Here is a 25,644-nt window from a genome sequence, read left to right as displayed (position 1 = left end):
GGGAGAGGGGATCGGTGGGGAAGCGCCCCAAGCCTACCCGGAGGCGGCTGTACGACCGTTGTGCACGCCCCGGCGGTCGTTCCGCGCGACGGTGGCGTGCATCCGCAGCGCGAGCCCGATGCGCAGGGCGAGGCGCACGGGCGCGAGCCACCATCCGCGGTAGCGCCGTGAGAGGTAGCGGTAGGCGCTCTGGTGGTGCACGGCGAGCATGCGCGACGACGAGGAGCCGGTCGAGTGGCCGCCCACGTGGGTCACCCGCGCGTCGGGCACGTACACGTTGTGCCAGCCGGCCGTGCGGAGGCGGTCGCCGAGGTCGACGTCCTCGAAGTACATGAAGTAGCCCTCGTCGAACCCGCCGAGCTCGCGGAAGCGATCGGCAGGCACGAGCAGGCATGCGCCGGAGAGCCAGTCGGCCTCGCGCGGCGTCGTGGCGGGCGTCGTCTCCTCGCGGTAGGTCTGCGACCAACGGTTGCGCGGCGCGATGTCGCCGAGCAGCGCGTGCCCGATGCCGACCCGCAGCGACGGCGATCGCCGTGCGCTCGGGTAGACCGTGCCGTCCTCGTTGAGGATCGCGGGGCCGACGCTCCCGAGCCCCGGGTGGGACGCCGCGAACCCGACGAGCTCGTCGATCGCGCCCGGCTGGAACTCGAGGTCGGCGTTGAGCACGAGCACGTAGTCGCCGGGCTCCTCGAGCGACGCGAAGCCCGCGTTCACGCCCGCGCCGTAGCCGAGGTTCTCGTCGAGCTGCAGGTACGCCGCGCCGTGCTCCTCGGCGATGCGACGGCTCTCGGCGCGGTCGGTGCTCGCGTTGTCGACCACGAGCACGTGCGTCCGCACCCGCTGCGAGGCGGCGGGCAGCGACGCGAGCAGCCCCGGCAGCACGGGACTGGAGTTGTAGAGCACGACGATCGCCGAGACGCCGGCGTGCTCCGCCGCGGGCTGCGCGGTCACAGCGCCTGGGCGAAGTCGCCCTGCATCCGGTTGAACACGGCGTGCGAGGCCACGAGGCCGACGAGGCCGACAAGGAGCGCGATGCCCATCCGGAGCAGGAGGTCGTCAGGGTAGGAGCTCTCGGGGCCCGACACCCAGAACGCCTTCTGGAAGCCCATGACCGCGAGCGTGATCGGGTTGTTGGTGTAGATCTCGAGCACCAGCGGCGACACGTTCTCCTTCACCATCGTCCAGCTGTAGACGATGGGCGACGCCCACATCAGCAGCATCACGACGACCTCGATGAGGTACTGGATGTCGCGGAGGAAGACGTTCGCCGCCGAGAGCACGAGCGCCAGCCCGGCGCCGTAGACGAGGAGCAGCGCGAGGCCGGGGAAGAAGTACAGGATCTCGGCGTGCCACGGGAACACTCCGAACACGAGCGTCGCGAGGAGCAGGATCGCGAGCTGGATCCCGAAGTTGAACAACGCGGAGCCCACCGATGCCAGCGGGAAGATCTCGCGCGGGAGGTAGATCTTCTTCACGAGGCCGCTGTTGTTCACGATCGAGCCCGCGCCGCCGAGGACGATCTCGCTGAACAGCGTGTACGCCGTGAGGCCCGTGAACACGTAGATCGCGAAGTCGGGGATGCCGCGGGCGGCCCCGAGGAACTGGCCGAGGACCACGTAGTAGATGGCGAGCTGCGTGAGGGGGCGCACGAGCGACCACATGAAGCCGAGCGACGAGTCCTTGTACCGGGCCTTGAGGTCGCGGCGGATCATCAGGTCGAGCATCTCGCGCCGGCCGAAGATCTCCTTCAGCGACGCCCAGCCCCGGTAGCCGTTCGACGAGCCGGCGTTCGAATCGAGCGGCAGCTCGGCGAGCCTCGTGAACCGGGCAGCACGGAGCTCGGAGGCGGAATGGGGGGTGGACATAGCGGCTCAGTCTACCTGCTGGGTCCTGAGCGACCGCTCAGTCCGCGGCGGTGTCGTGCGGGGGGCGCCGCAGGCCGCGCGCGACCTTGTCGGTGAGCCGCACGACCTTGCGCCGACGGATGCCCGCGAGCTCCTCGTTCAGCCGGCGATTGTCGGCCAGCGCGGCGTCGCGCTGCTCCACGGCCATGTCGTGCGCGGCCTGGATCCTGGCCGCCTCCAGCTCGCCCGCCAGCTCGACCGCGCGGAACTGGCGACCGAGGCGCGAGAGCGACTGCTGCTCCGCGTCGCCGTAGCGCTCGTCGGCGACGAAGCCGGGGGTCAGCGGTCCCTCGAGGTGGGCGAGGCGCGTCTCGGGCGCGAACGCCCCCGACGCGATGCCCTCCGCGGCCTCTTCGGCGGTCGGATGCTTCGCCACGTACGTCGACTCGAGGCGCCCCTGCTGCAGGCGACGGAAGTCCTGCATGCCGTGGTGGCGCGGGCTCGGCGCGAGCTCGGGATTGGCGAGGTACGCCTCGCCGGACACACGGACCTTGTAGGAGTACTGCTTCCATGACCGCCACGGGAGGTGGAGTACCTCGGCGTCGAGGGCGTCGACGGGCGCACCCCAGCCCGGCGCCTCGGCCCGGTGGTTGCCCTGCGCGATCTCGACCTCGGGGTGACCGCGGTGCACGGCGTTCGGGGTGGGGTGGAAGGGGATGCCCGCCGTGGTGAGCTCGGACTCGGAGCGCTGGTCCCTGAGGTCGAGCCGCGCCAGGCCGCTGCCCACGCGGGAGGGCGCCCCGGTCAGGTTCACGACCGGGATGCGCAGCACGTCGACCGACGGCGGCACGGCTGCGAGGACGTCGCGGATCGTGCGCCCGGGGTCGCGGGCGACCATGAACTCGTCGGCGTCGGCGTTGATGACCCAGTCGGCGCCGAGCTCCGTCGCGGCGTGGCGCGCCATGCGCGTGACGACGCGGTACTGCTGCTTGCGGTGCTCGGGATCGTGCCAGAGGGTCACGAACCCCTGGCGCTCGAAGGTGCGCAGCAGGTCGACCGTGCCGTCGACGGAGGCGTTGTCGGTGACGATCACATGATCGACGCCCTGTTCGCGTTGATGGGTCAGCATCGCACCCACGATGTCCGCCTCGTCGCGGATCATCAGCGTCGTCACTATTCTCATTCGGCTCCGGATCACCCCTTGGGCGGATTTCCGACCCACACTAGTTCAGGATGACGCGCCAGCGCATGTCGCCGGTTTCGGGGGTGCCTCCCGCTACCGTGGGTACGCGCGGGCAGGGGGCCCGTGGTTGGGTGGGCGACGCGTGAAGCGGAGATCCTCAGCACTGGCAACGGCGATCGGTGCGGTCGTCGCCCTCGTCGTGTCGCTCGTGGCGTGGGGACCCGCCCCGAAGGCCGAGGCCATCACGGGAGCCGACTTCCAGGCCGGCTACATCATCTCCGACGAGGTGTTCTTCAACTCGGGCTCGATGAACGAGTCGCAGGTCCAGCAGTTCCTGAACTCGAAGGTGCCGAACTGCGTGGGCGGCAACGGGTATCCCTGCCTGAAGGACTACCGCATGTCCACGTACAGCCGTTCGGCCGGCGAGGCCGGGCACTGCACGGCCTACGCGGGCGCCGCCGACGAGCCGGCCGCGCGCATCATCGTGAAGGTCGCGCAGGCGTGCCGCATCAACCCGCAGGTGCTGCTCGTGATGCTGCAGAAGGAGCAGAGCCTGATCGGCTCGACGTCGCCCACTGCACGCCAGTACCAGGCCGCCATGGGCTACGGATGCCCCGACACCGCGCCGTGCGACGCGGAGTTCTACGGCTTCTACAACCAGCTCTACAAGGCGGCGTGGCAGCTGCGGCAGTACACGAACTACCCGGCGCGCACCTATCGCATCGGGAACGTGTCGATCGGCTACCACCCGAACGCCGGGTGCGGCTCGAGCGTCGTCAACATCCGCAACCAGGCGACCGCGAACCTCTACAACTACACGCCGTACCAGCCGAACGCCGCGGCGCTCGCGAACCTCCGCGGCACCGGCGACGGCTGCTCGGCCTACGGCAACCGCAACTTCTGGGTGTTCTTCAACGACTGGTTCGGCTCGCCGACCGGTCCGATCGCGATGGGCTCGGTCGACTCCGCGTCGGTCGTGCGCACCGCGGGCGAGGCGAGCATCGTCGTCTCCGGCTGGACGTTCGACCGCGCGGGACCGTCGGCGTCGATCGACGTGCGGTTCACGGTCGATCGGCCCGGCGGCACGACCACCCAGACCGTGAAGGCCGACGCCTCGCGGCCCGACGTGGCATCCGTCTACCCGGCCGCCGGCGACAGGCACGGCTTCTCGGTGCGGCTCCCCGTGACGGCCTCGGGCGCGCACCGCGTGTGCGTGCAGCCGCTCACGGCCTCGGGGGCGCTCACGCTCGGCTGCTTCGACTTCGACGTGAAGCCGGCGCAGGTGCTCGCCAGCCTCGACTCGGCCTCCGCGAAGCGACTGCCCTCGGGCGGTGCCATCGCCGTCGGTGGCTGGGCGTTCGACAGCGCAGCGCCCACGGCCACATCCGACGTGCACGTCTACGTGAACGGGAGCGGCACGGCGATCCAGGCGAACGTCACGCGCACGGACGTCGGCGCGGCCTACCCCGGCGCCGGCTCGCAGCACGGCTTCTCGGCCGCGATCCCCGTGCCGTCCGCGGGCTCGTACCAGGTCTGCGTGTACGCGATCGCGCTCGCGCCGTTCGCCTCCTCGAACCTGTTCCTCGGATGCCGCACCGTCGTGGTGTCGGCCGAGGACGCCACGCCCATGGCGAACCTCGCAGGGTCGGCGTCGGTGTCGGCGAGCTCGCAGAACACAGCGACGGCGCAGACCGCGGCGAAGGCGATCGACGGGGTCGCGGCGGGATATCCGGCCGACAGCTCGAAGGAGTGGGCGACCGTCGGCGGGAGAGCGGGCTCGACGCTGACCCTGGCGTGGTCGTCGGCGCAGACGGTCTCGGCGGTGGTGCTGCACGACCGGCCGAACACGGGCGATCGGGTCACGGGCGGCACGCTCACGTTCTCGGACGGCAGCGTCGTGAACGTGCCCGCGCTCGACGATGCGGGCGGCGCCACGACGGTGACGTTCACGGCGCGGGCGACCACCAGCATCCGCTTCACCGTGACCGCGGTGAGCGCGTCGACCGTCAACGTCGGGCTTGCGGAGTTCCTGGCCTTCGGGCAGGCCGCCGCCCCGCCGACGACGAACCTCGCGGGGTCGGCGCAGGCGTCGGCCAGCTCGCAGAACACGGCGACGGGTCAGACCGCGGCGAAGGCGATCGACGGGGTGGCGGCCGGGTATCCCGGCGACAGCCCGAAGGAATGGGCGACCGCCGGCGGGCGGGCGGGCTCGACGCTGACATTGACATGGTCGTCCGCACAGACGGTCGGTTCCGTCGTGCTCTTCGACCGACCCAACCTCAGCGACCGCATCACGGGCGCGACCCTCACGTTCTCCGACGGCAGCACGGTGACCGTGCCGGCTCTCGACGACGGGGGAGCCGCGACGAAGGTCGCCTTCCCCGCTCGCGCGACCACGAGCATCCGCCTCACCGTCACCTCGGTCAGCGGCAGCACGACCAACGTGGGGTTGGCCGAGTTCCAGGTCTTCGCCTCCTAGACCGGACCCCCACTCCGGGGCCTGCGGCGGTCGTCCAGCGGGACCTGCACTATGGTCGTTGTGACTTGAAAGGAGCCGCGTGATCCCCGCTATCCCGGCCGAGGCCCCGACGCGCGGACGCGTCGCTCCGACCTTCACGTGGCGCGACGCCGTCGTGGGCGTCATCCTGATCATCGCGAGCCTCGTACTCGCCGCCGTGCACGTGCCGCGGCACGCGACCGTCTCGCCCATCGACGAGTACGTCTACATCGACTACTACGCGAAGGTGATGGACCAGGGCGTCGTCGTGCGCGGCGAGGAGACCGGGTCGTACGCGCGGGAGTACCTCGCGTGCCACGGCGTCCGAGCGATCGGGTACTACCCCGAGGCGCTGTGCGCCACCGAGGGCGAGGGTCGCGACGCCCAGTACCCGAACGCCGGCTACACGTCGGTGGAGGCGTACACGCCGCTCTACTTCGCGATCACGCGCGTGCTCGCCGCGCCGCTGCAGTGGTTCGGCGTCGAGCTCACCGACGCGGGTCGCGCCGCCGGCGCGCTCTGGCTGGCGGCCGGCGTGCTGCTGCTCTACGCGGCACTGCGGCGATGGTCGGTCAACCCCTGGATCGGGCTCGGCCTCGGACTGGTGATCGTCGGGTCTCTGCCCGCCTACTGGTCGAACACCTACATCAGCACGGATGCCACGGCGATGCTGGCCGGCGGCCTGATGCTGTTCCTCGGGGCGGAGCTCACCCGCGAGTCGAAGGCGCGGTGGGTCGTCGGATTCGCTGTGGCGGCGGCCGCGGTCACCGCGCTGAAGCTGCAGAACTTCTTCGCCGTCGTGGTGGTGGCGCTGTGGCTGCTCCTCATCGCGGCCGTGGAGGCGCGACGCAGCGACGGTGAGGTGGGTGGCTGGTTCCGGCGGTGGATCCGCGACCGCCGCTCGGTCGCCGCGTTGTGGGCGATGGTCGCCGGCGTGGTGACCGAGGTCGCCTGGGTCGCCACGTCGATGCTGCTCGCCACGGGGCCTGCCGCCGACCAGGGCATCGGCGTTCCGCCGACGCTCCGGCGCCTGCTCAACGACGCGTTCAAGACGCTCCCCGGGGTCGCCCAGGGCGCGCTCTCGCCGGGCGACGCCGGCCCGACCGGCTTCGCGATCTCGGTGATCCTCACGCTCGTCATCGCCGGCGGCGTCATCGGCCTCGTCGCGAGCGCCCGCGCCGGATCGCGCGGCGAGCTGCTCGCCATCTCCGTGCTCGCGGTCTCGATCATCGGCCTGCCCGTCTTCGCGATCGCCAACATCGTCGTCTCGGGCGGCTACTTCGAGATGCCCACCCGGTACGGCATCGCGCTCATCCCCGCGATGGTCGCGTGCGCCGGCGTGCTCTTCGCGCAGGGTGAGAAGCGCTGGCTGACGCCCGTCGTGGCCGCCACGGGCGTGGGCACGTTCGCGCTCGCGATGGTGCTGCAGGGCTAGTCTCCGGTCGTCGCGAACGCCCCTCGGCTCCGGCCGAGGGGCGTTTCGCGTGCCGCGAGCGTTGCGGTGGGCAGTCTGGCGCAGCCGCGGCGTGCGTCGGATGCCGCTCCGGCACGTCGTCCTCGAGGAGACCCGGTCCGGGGCGTCAGTGCGAGCTGAGCGTCCAGCGGGCCACGACCGATCCGTCGGCGCCGAGCAGCACGATCGCGAGCGAGGCCGCGTCGCTCGGGACGTCGATGGTGGTCACCGCGTCGACGGTCTCGCCGGGGTTCACCGTGCCGCCGACGGGCTTCGACCCGTCGCCCTGCTGTCCGGTCTCCGCGTCCGCCGCGTAGAGGTTGCCGGCCGCGTCCTCGATCGCGAGCATCGCCGCGGAGTACCCGGCAGTGTCGCCCTCCACCGAGAACCTCGTGGTGACCTCGAGCGTGCGCTCAGGGGCGTCGCCGCCCCCGGCCACGGATGCCACGGCGCGCGGCTGCACGAACAGTTGCGCGGCATCCGCCTGCACGCCGACGATCGTGCCGAGCGCGTACGGCAACGGAGCGGTGAACGACCGGCGCTGCGCGCCGCCCAGCATGACGACGGGCGCCTTGCCGATGGTCTCGCGCGCCTCCTCGGGCGTCGAGCCCGGCGTGGGCTCGTCCTCCGCCGTGGCCTGGCGGATCGGCGTGACCCGCAGGGCGCTCGGCGTCGACAAGGCGCTCGACCCCGTGGCGTAGCCCATGACCTGGATCTCGGCGAGGCCGACGTTCGAGGTCTGGCTGCTCACCGTGCCGACCGTGAGGCGCACGCTCGTGACGCTGCGGGGACTGAAGTTGAGGGTCGTAGCCGCGCCGGCGTTGTCGAGCTGGGGCACCGACACCGTGCTGCCGTCGGAGAAGGTGAGCGTGCCGCTGTTGATGCGGTCGTCGAGGTTCGGCCGGTCGTAGAGCCGGATCGAGCTGATCGTCTGCGGGGTCGACCAGAGCAGCGTGAGCGTGCTGCCGATCTTGCCGCCCGTTGTCGCCCACTCCTTCGTGGAGTCGGCCGGGTAGCCCGAGATCACGCCGTCGATCGCCTTTGCGGCGGTTTGGCCGGTGGCGGTGTTCTGCGTCAGGGCCGTCACGGCCGCGGATCCGGCGATGTTCGTCGGGGTCGGCGTCGGCGTGGGCGTGGGCGTGGGGGTGGGGGTCGGCGTCGGCGTGGGGGTCGGCGTGGGGGTGGGGGTCGGCGTCGGCGTGGGGGTCGGCGTCGGGGTGGGAGTCGGCGTCGGCGTGGGAGTCGGCGTCGGCGTGGGCGTCGCGGTGGGCGTGGCGATGCCCATGGCCTGGATCTCGGCCAGCCCGACGTTCGAGGTCGTGTCGCTGACTCCGGTGACCGTGAGGCGAACGCTGGTGACGCTACGCGGGCTGAAGCTGACCGTCGTGGCCGAACCAGAGTTGTTGAGCGCCGGCACCGGCACGGTCGTGCCGTTGGAGAACGTCAGGGTGGCGCCCGTGATCTGGTCGGAGGAGTTCGGCCGGTCGTAGAGGCGGATCGAGCTCAGCGTCTGCGGGGTCGACCACATCAGCGTGAGGAAGCTGCCGTTCCTGCCGCCCACAGTCGACCATTCGTTCGACGCACTGGCGGGGTAGCCCGAGATCACTCCGTCGATCGCCTTGGCAGCGGTCTGGCCGGTCGCGGAGTTCTGCGAGCTCGCGGTCACCACGGCCGATCCAGCCACGTTCGTCGGCGTCGGCGTCGGGGTCGGCGTCGGGGTGGGGGTGGGCGTCGGGGTGGGCGTGGGCTCGGGCGTCGGCGTGGGCTCGGGCGTCGGAGTGGGCGTCGGGGTGGGCGTGGGCTCGGGCGTCGGAGTGGGCGTGGGCTCGGGCGTCGGAGTGGGCGTCGGGGTGGGCGTGGGTTCGGGCGTCGGCGTGGGTTCCGGGGTCGGGGTCGGGGTCGGGGTCACCGTCGGGGTGACGTAGCCCATCGCCTCGATCTCGGCGAGCCCGACGTTGGCCGTCGCCGCGCTGACCGACGTCACGGTCAGGCGGACGCTGGTGACGCTCCGCGGGGCGAAGCTCACGGTGGTGGCGCCGCCGGCGTTGTCGAGCGCGGGCACGGCGACGACGCTGCCGTTCGAGAACGTCAGCGTGCCGCCCGTGATGCGGTCGGAGGTGTTCGGACGGTCGTAGAGGCGGATCGAGCTGAGCGTCACCGACGTCGACCAGAGCAGGGTCAGCGTTGTGCCCTGCCGACCGCCGGACGTCGCCCACTCCTTCGTGGCGTCGGCCGGGTAGCCCGAGATCACGCCGTCGATCGCTTTCGCCGCCGTCTGTCCGCTCGACATGTTCTGCGAGGTCGCGCTCACCACTGCGGAACCGGCGAGGTTCGTCGGTGTCGGGTCGGGGGTCGGTGTCGGCGTCGGTGTCGGCGTGGGGGTCGGAGTGGGATCGGGCGTGGACGTCGGTTCAGCGGTCGGCGTCGGGGTCGGCGTCGGCGTAGGCGTCGGGGTGGCCGTCGGAACGGGCACCGGGGTGCCGACGGTGTACATCTTGGGAAGCCAGCGGCTCTCCGAGAAGGTCTGGCACGCCTCCGCGCTGCTGCACGTCCGGTAGTCGTACTCGGCGTAGCGGTAGAAGGCCTCGCTCTTCGTCGTCAGGTCGCTGCCGCTCACGTTCTCGGGCTTGCCCGCGATCTCATAGCCCTGGTAGCCGGCGAAGCCGTGCGGTGTCGTGTAGGACTCCTGCGCGAGCAGCGTGAGGTAGGCCACGGTGAGGTGGTCGCTGTGGTCGCCGTCGTCGTAGGTGGCGGTGTAGTCGAGGGTGTTGACGGAGTTCGGCTGGTAGGCCGTCATGAGCGCGGTGAAGGTGGCGACCAGCTCGTCGAGCGAGTACTGCGTGGATCCGTCGACGGCGTAGATCGCGGGGATGGTCTGCGCGTAGAGCTTCTGGAGCGACTCGTCGTCGTAGCGCTCGAAGCCCCCGCCGTCCATCGCGCCGTCGGGCAGTCGCATGAACGCGAGCGAGACGTTCGGCGCTGCCGTGAGCGTCCGCAGGCGGATGGGGTGCCCCGGGACGCCGGCGTCCGACGTCGTCCACGCGTCGGCGACGCCCATCATGTAGGCGTAGGCAGCCTCGACGCCGTCCTCGCGGGCGCCCCAGTACGTCTCCTCCTCGCCGGCGTCGCCGGCAAGGACGTAGACGGTGCGGAGGCATCCGCCGGCCTGCACGCGCTGCAGGACCATCGGGTTCTGGAAGAGCAGGTCGTCGTCCTCATGGGCGACGAAGTTCATGGTAGCGCCGCTCGAACACGCCGCCGCTGCTGCCGGCATGGCCGACGCCACGACGCCGAGAACGCACACGATCGCCGTCAGTGCCACCCACACGAGCACGAGACGGAGACGTCGGATGGTGTCAGTCACGGCACTCGTCTCCCAGGAAGTCCTGCCGAACGTAGCATTCCGCGGGGGTCGGGGAACGGCGTTTCCGGAGGATGTCCCCCGTATTGGGGAGGTCCGCAGAATGGGGGACCGGATGGGGACGACGAACGGCGTCGTTCCGGGCGCGCGGCGGCGTTCGCTGCCCGCCGGCGGGGGGCGTCAGTGCGAGCTGAGCGACCAGCTCGTGATGACGGAGCCGTCGGCGCCGAGCAGCACGATCGAGAGGGCTTCGGCGTGGCTGGGCACGTCGAAGTAGGCCACGGCGTCGACGGTCTCACCGGGGTTCACGATGCCGGTGTCGGGTTTGGGTCCGTTGCCGTGCTGTCCGGGCTTCGCGTCCGCGGCGTAGCGGGTGCCGTCGGCGTCCTCGATCGCGATCATCGCCGCCGAGTACTCGGCCGCGTCGCCCTCGACCGAGAACCGAACGTCGACCTGGAGCGTGCGCTCTGGGTCGTCGCCGCCGCCGGCGATCGTGGCGACCGCCGTGGGCTGCGCGAGCAGCTGCGCGGCATCCGCCTGCACGCCGACGATCGTGCCGAGCGCCAATGGCACCTCGGCCGTGAGCGACCGGCGCTGCGCGCCCTTCATCACGACGGGCGCCTTGCCGATGGCGTCGCGTGCCTGTTCCGGCGTGGAACCCGGCTTCGGCTTGTCGGCCGCGGTCGCCTGGCGGATCGGGGTGACCCGCAGGGAGCTCGTGGTCGACCCCGTCGCCCCCGTGGTGTAGCCCATGGCCTGGATCTCGGAGAGGCCCACGTTCGTCGTCGTGCTGCTCACCGAGGTCACCGTGAGGCGCACGCTCGTGACGCTGCGGGCGCTGAAGGTGACGGTGGTCGCGGAGCCGGCGTTGTTGAGGGAGGGGACGGTCACGGTGCTGCCGTCCGAGAACGTGAGCGTGCCGCCGGTGATGCGGTCATCGCTGTTCGGACGGTCGTAGAGCCGGATCGAGCTGAGCGTGCGCGGCGTCGACCAGAGCAAGGTGAGCGTGCTGCCGGCCTTGCCACCGACGGTCGCCCACTCCTTCGTGGAGTCGGCCGGGTAGCCCGAGATCACGCCGTCGATCGCCTTCGCCGCGGTCTGCTGGGTCGCGGTGTTCTGCGAGCTCGCCGACACGACCGCCGCGCCGGCGATGTTCGTCGGCGTCGGCGTCGGCGCCGGGGTCGGCGTGGGTGTCGGCGTCGGCGCCGGGGTCGGCGTGGGTGTCGGCGTCGGCGTCGGCGTGGGCGTCGGGGTCGCGGTCGCAGTCGGCGTCGGCGTCGCGGTGGGCGTCGGGGTCGGCGTCGGCGTGGGCGTCGGCGTCGCGCTCGGTGCGACCGTGTTGGACGCATAACCCATGGCCTGGATCTCGGCGAGTCCCACGTTCGCCGTCGTGCCGCTGACGCCGGTCACGGTGAGGCGCACACTGGTGACGCTCCGGGCGCTGAAGGTGACGGTTGTCGCGGAGCCGGCGTTGTTGAGCGAGGGGACGTTCACCGTGCTGCCATCGGAGAAGGTGAGTGTGCCGCTCGTGATCTGGTCGGCGGTGTTGGGCCGGTCGTACAGCCGGATCGAGCTCAGCGTCTGCGGCGTCGACCAGAGCAGGGTGAGCGTGCTTCCGACCTTGCCGCCGACGGTCGCCCACTCCTTCGTGGAGTCGGCGGGGTACCCCGAGATCACGCCGTCGATCGCCTTGGCGGCCGTCTGCTGGGTCGACGTGTTCTGCGAGCTCGCCGTCACTGCGGCCGAGCCGGCGACGTTGGCGGGGGTCGGCGTGGGCGTCGGGGACGGAGTCGGCGTCGGCGTGGGCGTCGGCGTCGGAGTGGGCGTCGGAGTCGGAGTGGGCGTCGGTGTGGGCGTCGGAGTCGGAGTCGGGGTGGGAGTCGGCGTCGGCGTCGGGGTGGGAGTCGGCGTCGGCGTCGGGGTGGGAGTCGGCGTCGGCGTCGGGGTGGGAGTCGGCGTCGGCGTCGGCGTCGGTGTGGGCGTCGGAGTCGGGGTCGGCGTCGGCGTGGGTGTCGGCGTCGGCGTGACGTACCCCATCGCCTGGATCTCGGCGAGGCCGACATTCGAGGTCGTGCTGCTCACCGAGGTGACCGTCAGGCGCACGCTCGTGACGCTGCGCGGCGCGAAGCTCACGGTCGTGGCCGCCCCGGCGTTGTCGAGTGCTGGGACGGAGACGACGTTGCCGTCGGAGAAGGTCAGCGTGCCGCCCGTGATGCGGTCCGAGGTGTTCGGTCGGTCGTAGAGGCGGATCGAGCTGAGCGTGCGCGGCGTCGACCAGAGCAGGGTGAGGGTGCTGCCGGCCTTGCCGCCGACCGTCGCCCATTCCTTCGTGGCATCGGCGGGGTAGCCCGAGATCACGCCGTCGATCGCCTTCGCGGCGGTCTGCTGCGTCGACGTGTTCTGCGAGCTGGCGGACACCACGGCCGCCGTCGCCATGTTCGTCGGGGTCGGAGTGGGGGGCGGCGTGGGCGTGGGTGTCGGCGTGGGGGTCGGCGTCGGAGTCGCCGTCGGGTCGGGCGTGCCCGTCGGCGTCGGCGTCGGGGTCGGGGTCGGGGTGGGCGTCGGCGTGGGTGTGGGCGTGGGCGTGGGCGTCGGGATGGGGACCGGCGTGCCGACGGTGTACATCCGGGAGAACCATGCGCCCTCCTGGCGGCTGGCGCACGCCGAGGCGGTGTTGCACGTGCGGTAGTCGTACTGCGCGTACTCGAGGAAGGCGTTGGTCTTGCTCGAGAGGTCCGAGCCGGAGACGTTGTTCGGCCGGATGGCGATCTCGTAGCCCTGGTAGCCCGCGAAGCCGTGCGGCGTGGTGTAGGACTGCTGGGCCAGCAGCGCGAGGTAGGCCACCGTGAGGTGGTCGCTGTGGTCGCCGTCGTCGTAGGTCGCCGTGTAGTCGAGTGTGTTGACCGAATTGGGCTTGTAGGCCGTCATCAGGGCGGTGAGGGTACCCACCAGATCGTTCAGGGTGTAGCTCGAGGATGCGTCGACGGCGTAGATCTCGCCGATGGACTGCGCGTAGAGCTTCTGCAGCGACTCGTTGTCGTAGCTCCCGAAGCCCGTCCCGTCGATGTCGCCGTCGGGCAGCCGCATGAACGCGAGCGAGACGTTCGGCGCACCCGAGAGCGTGTACAGCGGGATGGGATGCCCGGAGATCCCGGCATCCGACTTGGTCCAGTTGTTGGAGACCCCGAGCATGTAGGCGTAGGCATCGAGGACGCCGTCCTCGCGGTCGCCCCAGTAGCTCCCGTCCTCGCCGGCGTCGCCCGCCGTGACGTACACGGTGCGGAGGCAGCCGCCCGCCTTCACCCGCTGCAGGATCATCGGGTTCTGGAAGAGCAGGTCGTCGTCCTGGTGCGCGACGACGTTCATGGTGGGCCCGTTCGCGCACGTCGCGGCCGTCGCCTGGGTCACCGCCGCGACCACTCCGAACACGGAGATGAGCGCCGTCACCGCGACCCAGATGAGCACGAGACGGAGTCGTCGGAATGTCTCTGCCACGGCGCTCGTCCCCCAGAAATCACTGCCGAAACTAGCACCGTGCGGGCGCGGCGGAACCTGCTTTGCCAAGGATGTCCCCCGGTTTGGGGAGGTCCGTCATTTGGGGGACCCGCGTGGCGCGCTGAACCCGCCCCCGTTGGGGGCACAGCCGCCGGTTGTCAGGTCAGGGCGCGTTCAGCGTCCACGTCGCGATGACGTCGCCCGTCGATGCCGGTCCGTAGGCGAGGAGCAGGCCGGGGGACCGCTCGGGCACCTCGATGTAGACCGCGCCGGCGGCCTCGTCGCCCGCCTCGAGCTCGTGGTCGCCGAGGCCCTCATCGGGCCCGTCGACGGGTTCGTACCTCGTGCCGTCGGCGTCGACGATGACGAAGTCGGAGGCGCCCGTCGAGGCGCGTCCGGCCAGCGCGGCGAGCTCCACGTCGATCTTCAGGAGCCGGCGGCCATCGACCACCTCGACGGTCTGCACGGCCCGCGGCAGCACGCGGGCGACGCCGTCGGCGTCGGCGATGGTGCGGCTTGTGCCGAGGAACGACGCCACCTGCTGCTCGCCGCGGACGCCGAGCTCGGACAGGCCGATGTTGTACGTGCCCGACCGCACCGCGTCGATCGTGAACCGGAGCGTGTCGGTCGCGCGCGGGAGGAAGTCGAGCTGCAGCGCCTCGCCGGAGTTGGGCAGCGTCGGCACCATGATGGTGGTCCCGTCGGCGAACTCGATCGTCGCCGCGGTGACCTGGTCGTCGACGTTCGGCCGGTCGTTCAACACGACCGAGCCGACCTGCTGCTCCTCGGGCCACGTGATGGCGAGCCAGCTGCCGGCCTTCCCGCCGATCGTGGCCCATTCGGTCGTGTGGTCTCCGGGGTATCCGCCCGCGACGCCGTCGATGGCCTTCTGTGCGGTCTGGCTCGTCGAGGCGTTCTGCGAGCTCGCCTTCGCCGTCGCGCAGGCCGCGGCATCCGTCGTCGGGTCGCAGACCGCGGATGCCGCTGGACCCGTGGCGACCACGGCGGCCCCCACCCCGACGGCGACGATGACGGTCGGCAACAGACGTGCGAGCATTCGCGTGACCTCCTGAGCGCCCGCGTGGACGCCTCACTCACCTCCCATGATGGTCGCGGGAGCGTGGAATGGCCAGTGCGACGCGCGACGCCCGACGAAGGCGCCGCGTCGCCGGTTCAGCGGGCGATGTCGGCCGTGGCCAGCACGTCGTCGACGATGTCGGCGTACTGACGAGCGCGGGTCTGCCACGACCATGCCGTGAGCGCCTCGTCGGTGACCGGCGGCAGCGGATGCTCGAGCGCCTCCGCGGCCTGGCGCGTCAGCTCGTCGACATCGACCGGGTCGACCAGCCGCACGGGCGCGCCGTACTCGAGCAGGGCCGGCGCCGCCGGAACCGGGTACGTCACGATCTGCGCGCCGACCGCCATCGCCTCGAGGAGCGTGATGCCGAATCCCTCCGCGAGGACGGACGCGTTCACGAGCACGGCCCCGGCGAGGACGTCGCGCACGACCGCCGAGTCGGCCGGTCCGTGCAGGTGCACGAGGTCGGCGATGCCGAGCGACTCGACCTGCTCGCGGCAGCGGTCGGCGTCGGGTCCGCCGCCCAGCACGTGCGCCTCCACGCCTCGCTCGCGCAGGGTGTCCTGGAGGCCCGCGCAGACCGCGAGGAACGTGTCCCAGCCCTTGCCCGGAACCAGGCGGCCGACGAACACGAGGCGCGTCGGCGTCGCCGGTCGGGCGGATGCCGGGACGCTCCATTCGTCGAGGTCGATCGCGTTGGCGAACAGCTCGGAGTCGCGTCCGCTGAGCCGCTTCACGAAGTCCGCCGCATCCGTCGACACCGCGAGCACGCGCGTGGACCGCCGGAGGGAGTGACGGCCGAACGTCCGGTCGACCATCCGGCTCGCGAACTCGACGAGGCGCGAGGGCGAGCGCACGTGGTCCGAGCCGTGCTCGGTGTGAAGGGACGGGATGCCCGCCCGTCGTGCGGCACGCGTGCCCACCCAGGTCATCGGGAAGAAGCGGGTGTGCGTCGACAGCGCGTCGACGCCGTGCTCGCGGATCGCGGCCGTGAGCCGGCGGGTCGTGCCGAGCGGAGGGAATGCGATGACGTCGGCGACCGGGAACCGGCGGGGGAGCCGGTGCACGCGCACGCCGTCTTCGACCGCGACGCCCGGGTCGTCGGAGAGCGTGAAGACGGTGACCCGGTGTCCGAGGGCGACGAGTCGCTTCGAGAGCGCGCCGACGTGCTTCTCGACGCCGCCGACGCGGGGCGGGTAGTTGTTGACGACGAACGCGATGTGACGGCTCAACGCCGCTCCTCCTGGTCTTCGGCGATCGGCTGGGCCCCGGCGTCGGCTCGGCGCAGCGACACCACCTGTGCGACGACATGGATGACGGCTCCCACGAGCGGGCCGACGAGCAGCGCGAGCACGGCCTTGGCCTCGAGCGGCATCGGCAGGGCGAGGCATCCGATCGCGACGACGGCGGCGATGGCCCAGCCGAGCGAGTACGGGGTGTGCAGCTGACGCGCGAGCGTCGCCGGGCCGGTCACGTACAGCCACGCGATCGCCGTCGCGGCGAGCACGAGGGCGGACACCGTCAGAGGCTCGACCTGGTAGGCCGACCCGAACAGGGCGCTGAGCAGCGGGGGCCCGATGAACGCGCCGAGCACGGCGCCGACCGCGCCGACCGCCGCGACGACGCCGAGCACCAGGAACTCCGAGCGCAGGAGCCGCGAGCCGGGGAGGTGCGTGAAGCGCACGACGAGGAGCGACTGGATGGCGCTCAGCGGCATGAGCAGCGGCGCCCGCGTGAGCGTGATGACCAGCACGAGCGTCGCGAACTGCGCGGGGGCGGTCGCCCCGGCGAACACGGCCAGCACGGCGGGGAACCCGGCGACGAAGAACGCCGCGCCGACGCCGGCGAAGACCGCACGCGCCGTGTTCCAGTGGAAGTCGCGGTCCCGTCCCGTGTCCACGCGCACGGCGCGGAGTCGGCGGCCGCCGACGAGCACGCCCACCGCGACGGTGAGGGGGATCGGCAGCACCGTGGCCCAGCCGAGCGCTTCGGCGCTGCCGCCCACCCAGAGGGCGATCAGCGTGAAGCCGAGACGCAGCACGGCGTCGACGGTGAGCAGCAGCGCGAGGTCGAGCCAGCGCTCCGTGCCGGCCATCGCGCCCTGGATGGCCGCGACGAACACGTAGCACGGCACGGCGACGAGGATCGGCACCGACCACGTGACCCAGGCCGGGCCGAGCGTCGACGGGCCGAGCAGCACGAGCACGAGCACCACGAGAACGGCGACGACTCCGGCGCCGGCGGCGAGCCGACGCCAGGGCGACGCGGTCGGCGCGGTCGTACCGGCACGACCTGCGGCGGCCACGCCGCGCGCCATCTCCTGCTGGACGCCGAAGAGCACGCTCACCATGAAGAAGAGGAGCGCCCAGAAGACCGCGAAGTCGGCGTAGGTGGTGGGTCCGGCGACCGCGGCGACGAGCCAGGTGACGACCAGTCCGGCCAGTCCGCTCACGACCGCGGCGGCGAACAGCGGGGCGCCGCCCCCAAGTCTGCTAGCGATGAGAATCTCCACACGGCCGTCGCTCGAAAAGGCCGGGGCTATCCTAACAAGGGGGTCGATCGCGCCCGCGCGCCGTGCGCGGATCGGAGACGCAGGGACGCGCCGGTACACTTGGGGCGGTCTGCGAGCAGCGCAGCCCCCATGCAAGATTCGACCGGAGCACCATCATCGTCAACTCCATCGCCAGTCGCACGTGGCTCGTGGTCCCGCTCTTCAACGAAGCGCAGGTCGTCCGCGAGGTGATCGAGCACGCCCGCCAGACCTTCCCCAACATCGTCTGCGTCGACGACGGCAGTTCCGACGACTCGGTCGCCGAAGCCCGCGCAGGCGGCGCGTCGGTCGTGCAGCATCCGTTCAACCTCGGCCAGGGCGCGGCGCTGCGCACCGGCCTCGACTACGCGCTCGGCGACCCCGACGCCGAGTACTTCGTCACGTTCGACTCCGACGGCCAGCACCGCGTCGAGGACGCGCTCGCGATGGTCGAGCGCCTCTCGACCGGCACCGTCGACGTCGTGGTGGGCTCGCGGTTCCTCGACGACCGCACGAAGCCGGGCGCGCTGAAGAAGGTCGTCCTGAAGTTGGCGGTGCTCTTCGAGAACCTGAGCACGGGCGTGAAGCTCACCGACGCGCACAACGGGCTGCGCGCGTTCAACCGCACCGCCGCGTCGGCGATCCGCATCGACCAGAACCGCATGGCGCACGCCTCAGAGATCGTCGCCGAGATCGGCCGCAACAAGCTGCGGTACGTGGAGATGCCCGTGCACGTCGTGTACACCGACTACTCCAGGTCGAAGGGCCAGTCGATCTGGAACTCCGTCAACATCCTCAGCGATCTGTACTTCAAGTAGGCCCCGATGGACAACCAACTCATCATCAAGATCATCCTGATCGTCCTCTTCGTGGTGTTCGGGATCGCCCTGATCCTCCCGGCCGTCGGCGCGCGCCGCCTCGCGATCCGCCGCATCCTCCTGTTGCTCGCGACGCTCGCCGCGGTGGTGGCGATCGCGTTCCCCGAGCTCGTGAACGGGCTGGCGAACCTCGTGGGCGTCGGCCGAGGCACCGACCTCGTCCTCTACGTGCTCGTCGTGGTCTTCATCGGCAATTCGATCTCGAACTCGATCCGGCACCGTCAGCTCGAGCGCGAGGTCACCAAGCTCGCGCGTCAGGTCGCGATCTCGTCGGCGCCCGCGCCTGTCGAGCGCGAGGTCGAGCGCGAGCAGCCCGGCGGAGAGGGCGCGACCGGGGCCGCGGCCTCGTGAGGGTCCTCGTCACCGGCGGAGCGGGCTACATCGGCTCGCACGTCGTCCGCCTCCTCGTGCAGCGCGGCGACGAGGTCGTCGTGGTCGACGACCTCTCGAACGGCGACGTCGCACGGATCGGCGACCTCCCGCTCGTCCGGCTCGACCTGGCCGATCCGTCGACCATCCCGGCGCTCGCCGACGCCATGCGCGACCACCGCGTCGACGCCGTCATCCACTTCGCGGCGCGCAAGCGCGTGGACGAGTCCGTCGCGCGACCCGCGTGGTACTACGGGCAGAACGTCGGGTCCCTCGCCAACCTCCTCGAGGCGATGGAGGGCGCGGGCGTGCACCGCCTCGTCTTCTCGTCGTCGGCCGCCGTCTACGGCGCGACCGAGGGCAGTGCGATCGACGAGGACCACGCGACCCTCCCCATCAACCCGTACGGCGCGACGAAGCTCATCGGCGAGCAGCTCGTGGAGGCGGCGACCGCGGCGTTCCCGCTGCGGGCGACGAGCCTGCGCTACTTCAACGTCGCTGGTGCCGGCTGGCCCGAGCTCGGCGACACCGCGGTGCTGAACCTCGTGCCGATGGTGTTCGAGCGCATCGACGCCGGCACGTCGCCGCTCATCTTCGGCGACGACTACCCGACCGCCGACGGCACGTGCGTGCGCGACTTCGTGCACGTCCTCGACCTCGCCGAGGCGCACCTCGCGATGCTCGGCCACCTCGATGCGAACGAGCCGGGGCACGTCGCGGTGAACGTCGGAACGGGCACCGGGTCATCGGTGCGCGAGGTCATCGATGCCATCGTCCGCGTGGCGGGCGCCGACCTCGAGCCCGAGGTGCGCGATCGCCGGGCCGGGGATCCGCCCGCCGTCGTGGCCGATCCCGGCCGCATCCGCGAGCTCACCGGATGGTCGGCGCGGCTCGGCCTGCAGGACATCGTCGAGTCCGCGTGGGCATCGCACCTGCGCCTCGGGGCGACGTCGCGGAATCCGGTAGTCTGACGCCGTGACGAGCGCTGCCGCGTCGGCGCGCGGTGCGCGCACGACCCTCTTCCTTGCGCCATTCGCCGTGTTCGCGCTCCTCGGCATCCTCTGGTCGCTCGCGTCGCCGGTGTTCAGCGTCCCCGACGAGAACGCCCACGCCACGAAGGCGATCGCGCAGGTGCGCGGGCAGATCATCGGCTACACGCTCCCCGACGTGCGGCACATCGTGGTCGACCTCCCCGAGGGCTACCACTACAGCCAGGACACGCTCTGCTACGCCGAGCATCCCGAGCGGACGGCGGCCTGCGCGCCCGAGTTCGGCGGTCCGAACGCGCAGACCTGGTTCAACACGTGGGTGGGCGCGTACAACCCCGTCTACTACTACCTGGTGGGCTGGCCGAGCCTGCTGTTCGACGGCAGCGCGAGCATCTACGCCATGCGCATCGCGAGCTCGCTGGTGGGGGCCGCGCTGCTCGCGTGGGCGTTCCTCGCCGCGGCATCCGGCAGCCGTGCCCGGTGGATGCCGGCCGGCATCGCCTTCGCGGCCGCGCCCATGGGCATGTACCTCATCGGCGCGGTCAACCCGAACGGGGCCGAGCTCGCCGCGGCCGTCGCCGTGTGGGCGGGCGTCCTCGGGCTGCTCGAGTCGTACCGCGCGGATGCCGCGGCCCCACGAACGCCCGAAGACGGTGCAGGTCCCGAACGTGCGAGACGCGCCAGTCCGCTCCTCTCGCGCACGGCGCTCTGGGCGGGCGTGACCGTGGCGTCGATCGTGCTCCTGAACGCGCGCGCGCTGGGACCGCTCTGGCTCGTGATCATCGTGGGCATCTGCTTCCTCGCGAGCGGGTGGCCGCCCGTGAAGCGACTCTTCACGACGGCCTCGAGCTACTGGTGGCTCGCGGCGATCGCCGTCGGCGGGCTCTTCTCGCTCGGCTGGACGCTCTCGGGCGGCAGCCTCTCCAACCAGGCCCTCGTCTCCGACGGACCGCTCGTGGGCGGCACGTTCCTCGAGGGCTTCGGCTACGTCATCCGCCTGACGCCGCACTACCTGCAGCAGGCGATCGGCTTCTTCGGCTGGTTCGACACCCCGCTGCCGATCTGGACCTACTGGCTCGTCGTCGCAGCCCTCGCGGTGATCCTGGTGCTCGCGTTCATCGCCACCCGCCGCCGCAGCGTGCTCGTGCTGTCGGTGGCCGTGCTCGCCGCGTTCCTCGTGCCCGCGCTCGTGCAGGGCTACAGCGTGCACCAGACCGGCATCATCTGGCAGGGGCGGTACGGCCTCTTCCTCTACGTCGGCGTCGTGATCCTCGCCGCCTGGCTGCTCGGCCGGGACGCGCCCGAGGTCGCGTTCCTCGCGCCGCGCGCGGCCTGGGTGACCACCTCGCTCCTCGCAGCCTACGGCGTCCTCGCGTTCCTGCTGGTGCTCGTGCGCTATGTCATCGCGAAGGCGCCCCTCGCGCAGATGTTCACGGCACCGCAGTGGCAGCCGCCGCTCGGGTGGATGGCGCTCACCGCCGGCTACGTCGTCGTCTCGCTCGGCCTCGTCGCGCTCGTCGGCCTCGCGACGCGGTGGATCGTGCGACGTGAGCAGCCGCTCGCCCGCGAGGACGAGGACGAGCCGCGCCCGCTCGCGGAGGCCCCCGCCCGTGGCTGAGCCGCGGGTCGCGATCGCGTACGACTGCCTGTTCCCCTTCGACGCGGGCGGGGGCGAGCGCGTGTACCGCCGCATGGCCGAGCTGCTCGGCGAGCGCGGCAGCACGGTCGACTACGTGACCCGCACGGACCGCGAGGTCGGGCCCGACGCGGGCTTCGCGGTCGTCGGGGTGTGGACCGGCGACATCGCCGACGCCGTGGGGACCCGGAAGATGTCGAGCGCGGTCGCCTTCGCCGTCGCACTGTTCCGGTACTTCGTGCGCCACCGCCGCGACCACGACCTCGTGGTCGTCGCGGCGCTGCCCGTGCTCAACGTGTTCGCGGTGCGGTTGGCGCTCCTCGGCACGCGCACGGTCGTGGCGACCGACTGGCTCGAGATCTGGACCTGGCGAAAGTGGCGCACGTACTCGGGCGCGCTCGTCGGCACCGTGGCGTTCGTGCTCCAGTCGCTCGGCGTGCACGTCGGCCGCATCCAGACCGTGAACAGCGGCTTCACCCGCGACCGGCTGCGGCGCTACCGGCGGCGGGCCGATCCGATCGTGCTCGGGCTGGTCGACCTCGTCGGCGAGGGCACGGATGCCGCACGCCCGACGGCGACGCCGCCGTTCGCGCTCTTCGTGGGCCGGCACATCCCCGACAAGCGGCTCGATGCGCTGCCGCCCGCGCTCGCGGCGGCGCGAGCAGAGGTTCCCGCGCTCGAAGCGGTCGTCGCGGGCTCGGGCTCCGAGACCGGCGCGGCCCGACGTGCCGCCGAGGCCGCGGGCGTCGCCGACGCCGTGCGCTTCGCGGGCCGGGTGCCCGACGCGGAGCTCGAGCGGCTGATGGGCGATGCGGCGGTGCTCGTGAACCCGTCCGCGCGCGAGGGCTTCGGCCTGGTGGTCGCCGAGGCGGCGTCGCACGGCACCCCCTCGGTCGTCGTCGCCGGCGAGGACAACGCGGCGGCGGAACTGGTGGTCGACGGCGAGAACGGGTTCGTCGCGGCATCCGCCGCACCCGACGTGCTCGGCGCCGCGATCGTGCGCGCCGTCGCGGGCGGCGAACCGCTTCGGCGCTCGACCGCGGCCTGGTTCGCGCGCGAGCGGCGTGCGCGGTCGCTTGCTGGTTCGGTGACGCAGCTCGTGGAGCGGTGGCGGGCGGTCAGCTCGCGCTGAGCGCGTCGAGCAGCGCCGACCGCGTGGCGGCTGCGGTGGTGTCCCACGAGAACTCCGCGGCGCGGGCGAGGCCGGCGCGCGACATCCGCTCGCGCTCGTCAGGGGAGTCGAGCAGCGACCGGATCGCCCCGGCGATCGCGCCGGGATCGGTCGGGTCGACGTAGACGGCGGCGTCGCCCGCGACCTCGTGCATGACGGGGAGGTCGGACACGATGACGGGGCATCCGCGCGCCATCGCCTCGAGCGGTGGGAGGCCGAACCCCTCGAACCGGGTGGGGAACACCAGCGCCGTCGACTCGGCGTAGAGGGTGTCGAGCTCGTCGCGCGAGAGCCAACCGCGCAGGGTCACCGAGCCGCCGAGGCCGAGGCGGTCGACGACGGGCGCGAGCGGGTCGTCGCCGTGGCTGCCCGTGATGACGAGGTGCGGCCGGGCGTCGGCGTCGAGCCGGGCCAACGCCTCGAGGAGGGTCTCGAAGCCCTTGTGCGGCATCCGGTTGCCCACCGCGAGGAGCCGGTCGTCGCGTCGCGCAGCACCCCCCGCGTCGGCCACGACGCGCGACCCGGCGAGCGGCGTGACGACCACCCGGTCGGCCCGCACGCGCAGGAACTCGACGATGTCGTCGCGCGACGCGCGGCTCACGGTGAGCACCCGCGTCGCGGCCCGGGCGGCGAAGCGGATCATGGTGCGGAGGATGCGCGAGTACGCGCCCGGCACGTACTCGGGGTGCCGGAAGGCGAGCAGGTCGTGCACGGTGAGCACGACGGGCACGCGCGAGCGCCACGGCCCGAAGTTCGCCGGGCAGTGCACGAGGTCGGCCCCGAGTCGGCGGGCTGCGCTCGCGACGGCGACGAGCTCGCCACGGGCCCACGCCACGCGGTCCTCGCCGCTGATGCCCGAGTCCACCACGCGCCCGGGGAACCACGACGTGTCGGTCGCGGCGAGCTCGGTCGACGCCCATCCGACGAACTCGAGGTCGGCGTCGTCGGCCGAGAAGCGCGAGTACACCTCGCGCACGTACGACTCCATGCCGCCCTTCGTGCCCGTGTAGAAGAGCAGGTCGACGAGCACGCGTCTCATGCGTCGCCGCCCGGCTCGAGCGCCGCGTCGGCATCGGGGGCGTCGGCATCGGTGGCGTCGGCGGCTTCGGCGGTGCGGCCGGCGCGGCCCTCGGCCGCTGCGGCCTCGCGGATGCCCCGCGCCAGCCGTCGCCGCCGGGCGACCTCGTACACCACCGCCGACGCCAGCTCGGCCGCGAGCAGCCCGAGGAACACGGCCGACAGGCTCTGCGCGGCGAGGCCGAGGGCCGCGAGCGCGAACGTGAGCACCGACACGGCCGCACGCAGCCCGGTCACGAGCCGCACCTCGCCGGCGCGCCGCAGCGCGGCGAAGGGGATGGTCGTCGCGAGCGACGCCGCGCGCCAGGCACAGGCGAGCAGCAGCGGCACGAGCGTCGCGGACTCGGTCCACGCCTCGCCGAAGACGAAGGCGAACACGCCCGTGAACTCGAGCACGAGCAGCGCGACGACGGCCGCGAGCACCGAGGCGCCCGAGACGACGATGTCGAGCCGCGAGTGCTCCTTGAGGAGGCGCAGCCGCATGAAGTTCAGGGGGATGGCGAGCAGGCCCGACACGGTCGCGATCGACGTGAACAGCACGGCGTCGGCCGAGCCGAGGAACGCGAGGATCATCGTGTTGAGCAGCGGGTAGATCACGCCGGTGATCGCCGTGTCGGCCACCACCCAGCCCATGACGGCCGGTTCGGGCCGGCTCGCGCGGTGCGTGACGGGCAGGCACCGCACGCACGTCGCGACGGCGATGCCGACCACGAGCGGGATGAGCGCCCATTGCTGCCCGGCGAGTCCGGCGAGCACGCCGATGAGGGCGCCGAGTCCGACGGCGACGGATGCCGCGATCTCGCGCCGATCGAGCCGCTCGGCGACCGACACGCCGCGTCCGACCTCGAGCGCGGCGATGAGGATCGGCAGGCCGATCGCCAGCGCGATCGCGTTCGGCGGGATGATCGCGAGCACGAGCGCGGTGAGGACCGAGATCGCGGCGAGCCACAGCGGGAAGACCACGCGCCGCTCGGTCGCCGCGGAGCTGAGCCGCGACTCCACGACGACCGCGAAGGTGAGCTGGCCGGCGAACGTGGCCACGAGCACGGCCACGGCGAGCACGCCCTGGTCTTCGACCGTGAAGAGGCGCGACGAGATCGACACCGTCGCGGCGGGGATGACGGCCAGGGAGACGCCGCCGAGGAGCGTGATGAGGCTCATCGCGGCGCGTCGCATCCGGAGCGGCCCGGGCATCGGCTCGGTCACCGCGTCACCGCCTCGTTCGAGCCGCCGAACGTGCGCCCGAGCGTCCCCTCGGCACGGCCGAGGAACACCCACCAGCCATCGCCGACGGTGTTCGTCGCCCGATGGCGCAGCCCGAAGGCGAGCCCGCCGAACACGAACGCGAAGCGCCACCACCACGGGTACGGATGCCGCACGACGAGTCGTCCGAGCCCGCGCCCGTAGGCGCGCAGCTTGCGGCGTCGTTCGTGCGTCGAGAGACCCGACGGGTCGGCGACGCCGCCGACGGCCACGTCGGGCGGGAGCCACGCGAACGCCGTCGCGAGGTCGGGACGCCGCTCGGCCATCCGCAGCAGCAGGTCAGTCGCCTCGCCGGCCTGCCACGGCGTGGGCGCGCCCGTTCCGAGGTCGGGGTCGAACCCGCCGACCTCGTCGAACACCGAGCGGCGCATGAGCAGTCCCATCTCGATGACGCTCCACACGTTCCAGCGGTCGAGCGGCGTGCCGGACGCAGGCAGCGTGAACTTCGGGCCGTGCTCGTCGACGACGGTCAGGGCGCCGGCCGCGACCGAGCCCGACGCTGCCCGAATGGCCGCGACGCTCCCGTCGGGGAACCACGTCGTGTCGTTGGGGAAGTGCAGGAGCCGCTCGCCGGCGGGGAGCGCGGCGACGCCGGCGTTGCGGCCGCGGGAGGCGCCCCGTTCCGACGTGGTCACGTCGATGGCGACGTCCGCGCCGCGGAAGCGCGCCGCGAGGCGCTCCACCTGGTCGCGATTGTCCTGCGCGACGAGCACGATCCGGTCGTCGGGGCCGACCTGCGGGGCGAGGGATCGCAGCAGCCGCTCGAGCGGTTCGGCCCGGCCGAGCGTCGAGACCACGAGACCCAGATTCATCGCACCCA

Annotated in this window: 18 protein-coding genes; 7 read left to right on the top strand and 11 right to left on the bottom strand. The window is 72.1% G+C overall.

What is annotated here, in order from left to right; translation table 11 throughout:
• Window positions 1-33: 33 nt before the first annotated feature.
• From ACWGO8_RS01830 to ACWGO8_RS01820, 3 genes are read right to left on the bottom strand one after another with little or no spacing between them, the layout of a single operon-like run.
• Window positions 34-951, bottom strand: coding sequence for a glycosyltransferase family 2 protein (locus ACWGO8_RS01830; RefSeq protein ID WP_452041444.1), 918 nt, complete (start codon window positions 949-951; stop codon window positions 34-36).
• A complete protein-coding gene (locus tag ACWGO8_RS01825; RefSeq protein WP_452041443.1) occupies window positions 948-1,865 on the bottom strand; it encodes an ABC transporter permease in 918 nt (305 codons plus the stop codon). Before ACWGO8_RS01825 ends, ACWGO8_RS01830 begins: the two co-directional genes overlap by 4 nt.
• Before the next feature lie 37 nt (window positions 1,866-1,902).
• On the bottom strand, window positions 1,903-3,018 hold the full coding sequence (locus ACWGO8_RS01820; RefSeq protein ID WP_452041442.1) for a glycosyltransferase family 2 protein: 1,116 nt from the start codon (window positions 3,016-3,018) through the stop codon (window positions 1,903-1,905).
• 151 nt (window positions 3,019-3,169) lie between these two features.
• Between ACWGO8_RS01820 and ACWGO8_RS01815 the strand changes: the two genes are divergently transcribed.
• A complete protein-coding gene (locus ACWGO8_RS01815) occupies window positions 3,170-5,506 on the top strand; it encodes a DUF7402 domain-containing protein (protein ID WP_452041441.1) in 2,337 nt (778 codons plus the stop codon).
• Window positions 5,507-5,585: 79 nt separating this feature from the next.
• Window positions 5,586-6,959 carry a hypothetical protein gene (locus ACWGO8_RS01810; protein ID WP_452041440.1) on the top strand — a complete coding sequence of 458 codons (1,374 nt, stop codon included), beginning with the start codon at window positions 5,586-5,588 and terminating at the stop codon, window positions 6,957-6,959.
• Window positions 6,960-7,104: 145 nt separating this feature from the next.
• Here the strand turns inward: ACWGO8_RS01810 and ACWGO8_RS01805 are convergent, their stop codons facing one another.
• From ACWGO8_RS01805 to ACWGO8_RS01785, 5 genes are all read right to left on the bottom strand, one after another.
• Entirely contained in the window at window positions 7,105-10,341 is a 3,237-nt protein-coding gene (locus ACWGO8_RS01805; protein WP_452041439.1) for a DUF7402 domain-containing protein, read from the bottom strand.
• A 177-nt stretch (window positions 10,342-10,518) separates the two neighbouring features.
• On the bottom strand, window positions 10,519-13,833 hold the full coding sequence (locus tag ACWGO8_RS01800; RefSeq protein WP_452041438.1) for a PIG-L family deacetylase: 3,315 nt from the start codon (window positions 13,831-13,833) through the stop codon (window positions 10,519-10,521).
• 163 nt (window positions 13,834-13,996) lie between these two features.
• Window positions 13,997-14,890, bottom strand: coding sequence for a DUF7402 domain-containing protein (locus ACWGO8_RS01795; RefSeq protein WP_452041437.1), 894 nt, complete (start codon window positions 14,888-14,890; stop codon window positions 13,997-13,999).
• Between the two features lie 116 nt (window positions 14,891-15,006).
• Window positions 15,007-16,143, bottom strand: coding sequence for a glycosyltransferase family 4 protein (locus ACWGO8_RS01790; protein WP_452041436.1), 1,137 nt, complete (start codon window positions 16,141-16,143; stop codon window positions 15,007-15,009).
• Window positions 16,140-17,423: a hypothetical protein gene (locus ACWGO8_RS01785; protein WP_452041435.1), complete on the bottom strand. Its 1,284-nt coding sequence runs from the start codon at window positions 17,421-17,423 to the stop codon at window positions 16,140-16,142. Before ACWGO8_RS01785 ends, ACWGO8_RS01790 begins: the two co-directional genes overlap by 4 nt.
• A gap of 188 nt (window positions 17,424-17,611) precedes the next feature.
• On the opposite strand from ACWGO8_RS01785, the gene ACWGO8_RS01780 reads away from it, so the two are divergent.
• From ACWGO8_RS01780 to ACWGO8_RS01760, 5 genes are read left to right on the top strand one after another with little or no spacing between them, the layout of a single operon-like run.
• Window positions 17,612-18,259 (top strand): glycosyltransferase family 2 protein, encoded by a 648-nt coding sequence (locus ACWGO8_RS01780; protein ID WP_452041434.1) that lies wholly within the window; start codon window positions 17,612-17,614, stop codon window positions 18,257-18,259.
• Window positions 18,260-18,265: 6 nt separating this feature from the next.
• Window positions 18,266-18,670: a DUF2304 family protein gene (locus tag ACWGO8_RS01775; RefSeq protein ID WP_452041433.1), complete on the top strand. Its 405-nt coding sequence runs from the start codon at window positions 18,266-18,268 to the stop codon at window positions 18,668-18,670.
• Window positions 18,667-19,659 (top strand): UDP-glucose 4-epimerase GalE, encoded by a 993-nt coding sequence (gene galE / locus ACWGO8_RS01770; protein ID WP_452041432.1) that lies wholly within the window; start codon window positions 18,667-18,669, stop codon window positions 19,657-19,659. Before ACWGO8_RS01775 ends, galE begins: the two co-directional genes overlap by 4 nt.
• Before the next feature lie 4 nt (window positions 19,660-19,663).
• Window positions 19,664-21,295 (top strand): DUF2142 domain-containing protein, encoded by a 1,632-nt coding sequence (locus tag ACWGO8_RS01765; RefSeq protein WP_452041431.1) that lies wholly within the window; start codon window positions 19,664-19,666, stop codon window positions 21,293-21,295.
• Window positions 21,288-22,445, top strand: a complete 1,158-nt coding sequence (locus ACWGO8_RS01760; RefSeq protein WP_452041430.1) for a glycosyltransferase family 4 protein — start codon at window positions 21,288-21,290, stop codon at window positions 22,443-22,445. Before ACWGO8_RS01765 ends, ACWGO8_RS01760 begins: the two co-directional genes overlap by 8 nt.
• Here the strand turns inward: ACWGO8_RS01760 and ACWGO8_RS01755 are convergent.
• From ACWGO8_RS01755 to ACWGO8_RS01745, 3 genes are read right to left on the bottom strand one after another with little or no spacing between them, the layout of a single operon-like run.
• Entirely contained in the window at window positions 22,432-23,523 is a 1,092-nt protein-coding gene (locus ACWGO8_RS01755; protein WP_452041429.1) for a glycosyltransferase family 4 protein, read from the bottom strand. The two genes, ACWGO8_RS01760 and ACWGO8_RS01755, sit on opposite strands and share 14 nt — an antisense overlap.
• Window positions 23,520-24,767, bottom strand: coding sequence for a hypothetical protein (locus ACWGO8_RS01750; protein WP_452041428.1), 1,248 nt, complete (start codon window positions 24,765-24,767; stop codon window positions 23,520-23,522). Before ACWGO8_RS01750 ends, ACWGO8_RS01755 begins: the two co-directional genes overlap by 4 nt.
• Window positions 24,764-25,636: a glycosyltransferase family 2 protein gene (locus ACWGO8_RS01745; protein WP_452041427.1), complete on the bottom strand. Its 873-nt coding sequence runs from the start codon at window positions 25,634-25,636 to the stop codon at window positions 24,764-24,766. The genes ACWGO8_RS01750 and ACWGO8_RS01745 overlap by 4 nt, the downstream gene beginning before the upstream one ends.
• Between the last annotated feature and the right edge of the window lie 8 nt (window positions 25,637-25,644).

This window comes from Agromyces sp. NPDC055661, from assembly GCF_053618135.1.
The sequence above is the reverse complement of the archived record's forward strand: the minus strand, read 5'-3'. Positions and strand labels throughout refer to the sequence as shown.

Coding starts and splice junctions, on each gene's coding strand:
- ACWGO8_RS01795 (WP_452041437.1), bottom strand. CDS start 14,890: ATGCTCGCACGTCTGTTGCCGACCGTCATCGTCGCCGTCGGGGTGGGG.
- ACWGO8_RS01775 (WP_452041433.1), top strand. CDS start 18,266: ATGGACAACCAACTCATCATCAAGATCATCCTGATCGTCCTCTTCGTG.
- ACWGO8_RS01755 (WP_452041429.1), bottom strand. CDS start 23,523: ATGAGACGCGTGCTCGTCGACCTGCTCTTCTACACGGGCACGAAGGGC.
- ACWGO8_RS01825 (WP_452041443.1), bottom strand. CDS start 1,865: ATGTCCACCCCCCATTCCGCCTCCGAGCTCCGTGCTGCCCGGTTCACG.
- ACWGO8_RS01745 (WP_452041427.1), bottom strand. CDS start 25,636: ATGAATCTGGGTCTCGTGGTCTCGACGCTCGGCCGGGCCGAACCGCTC.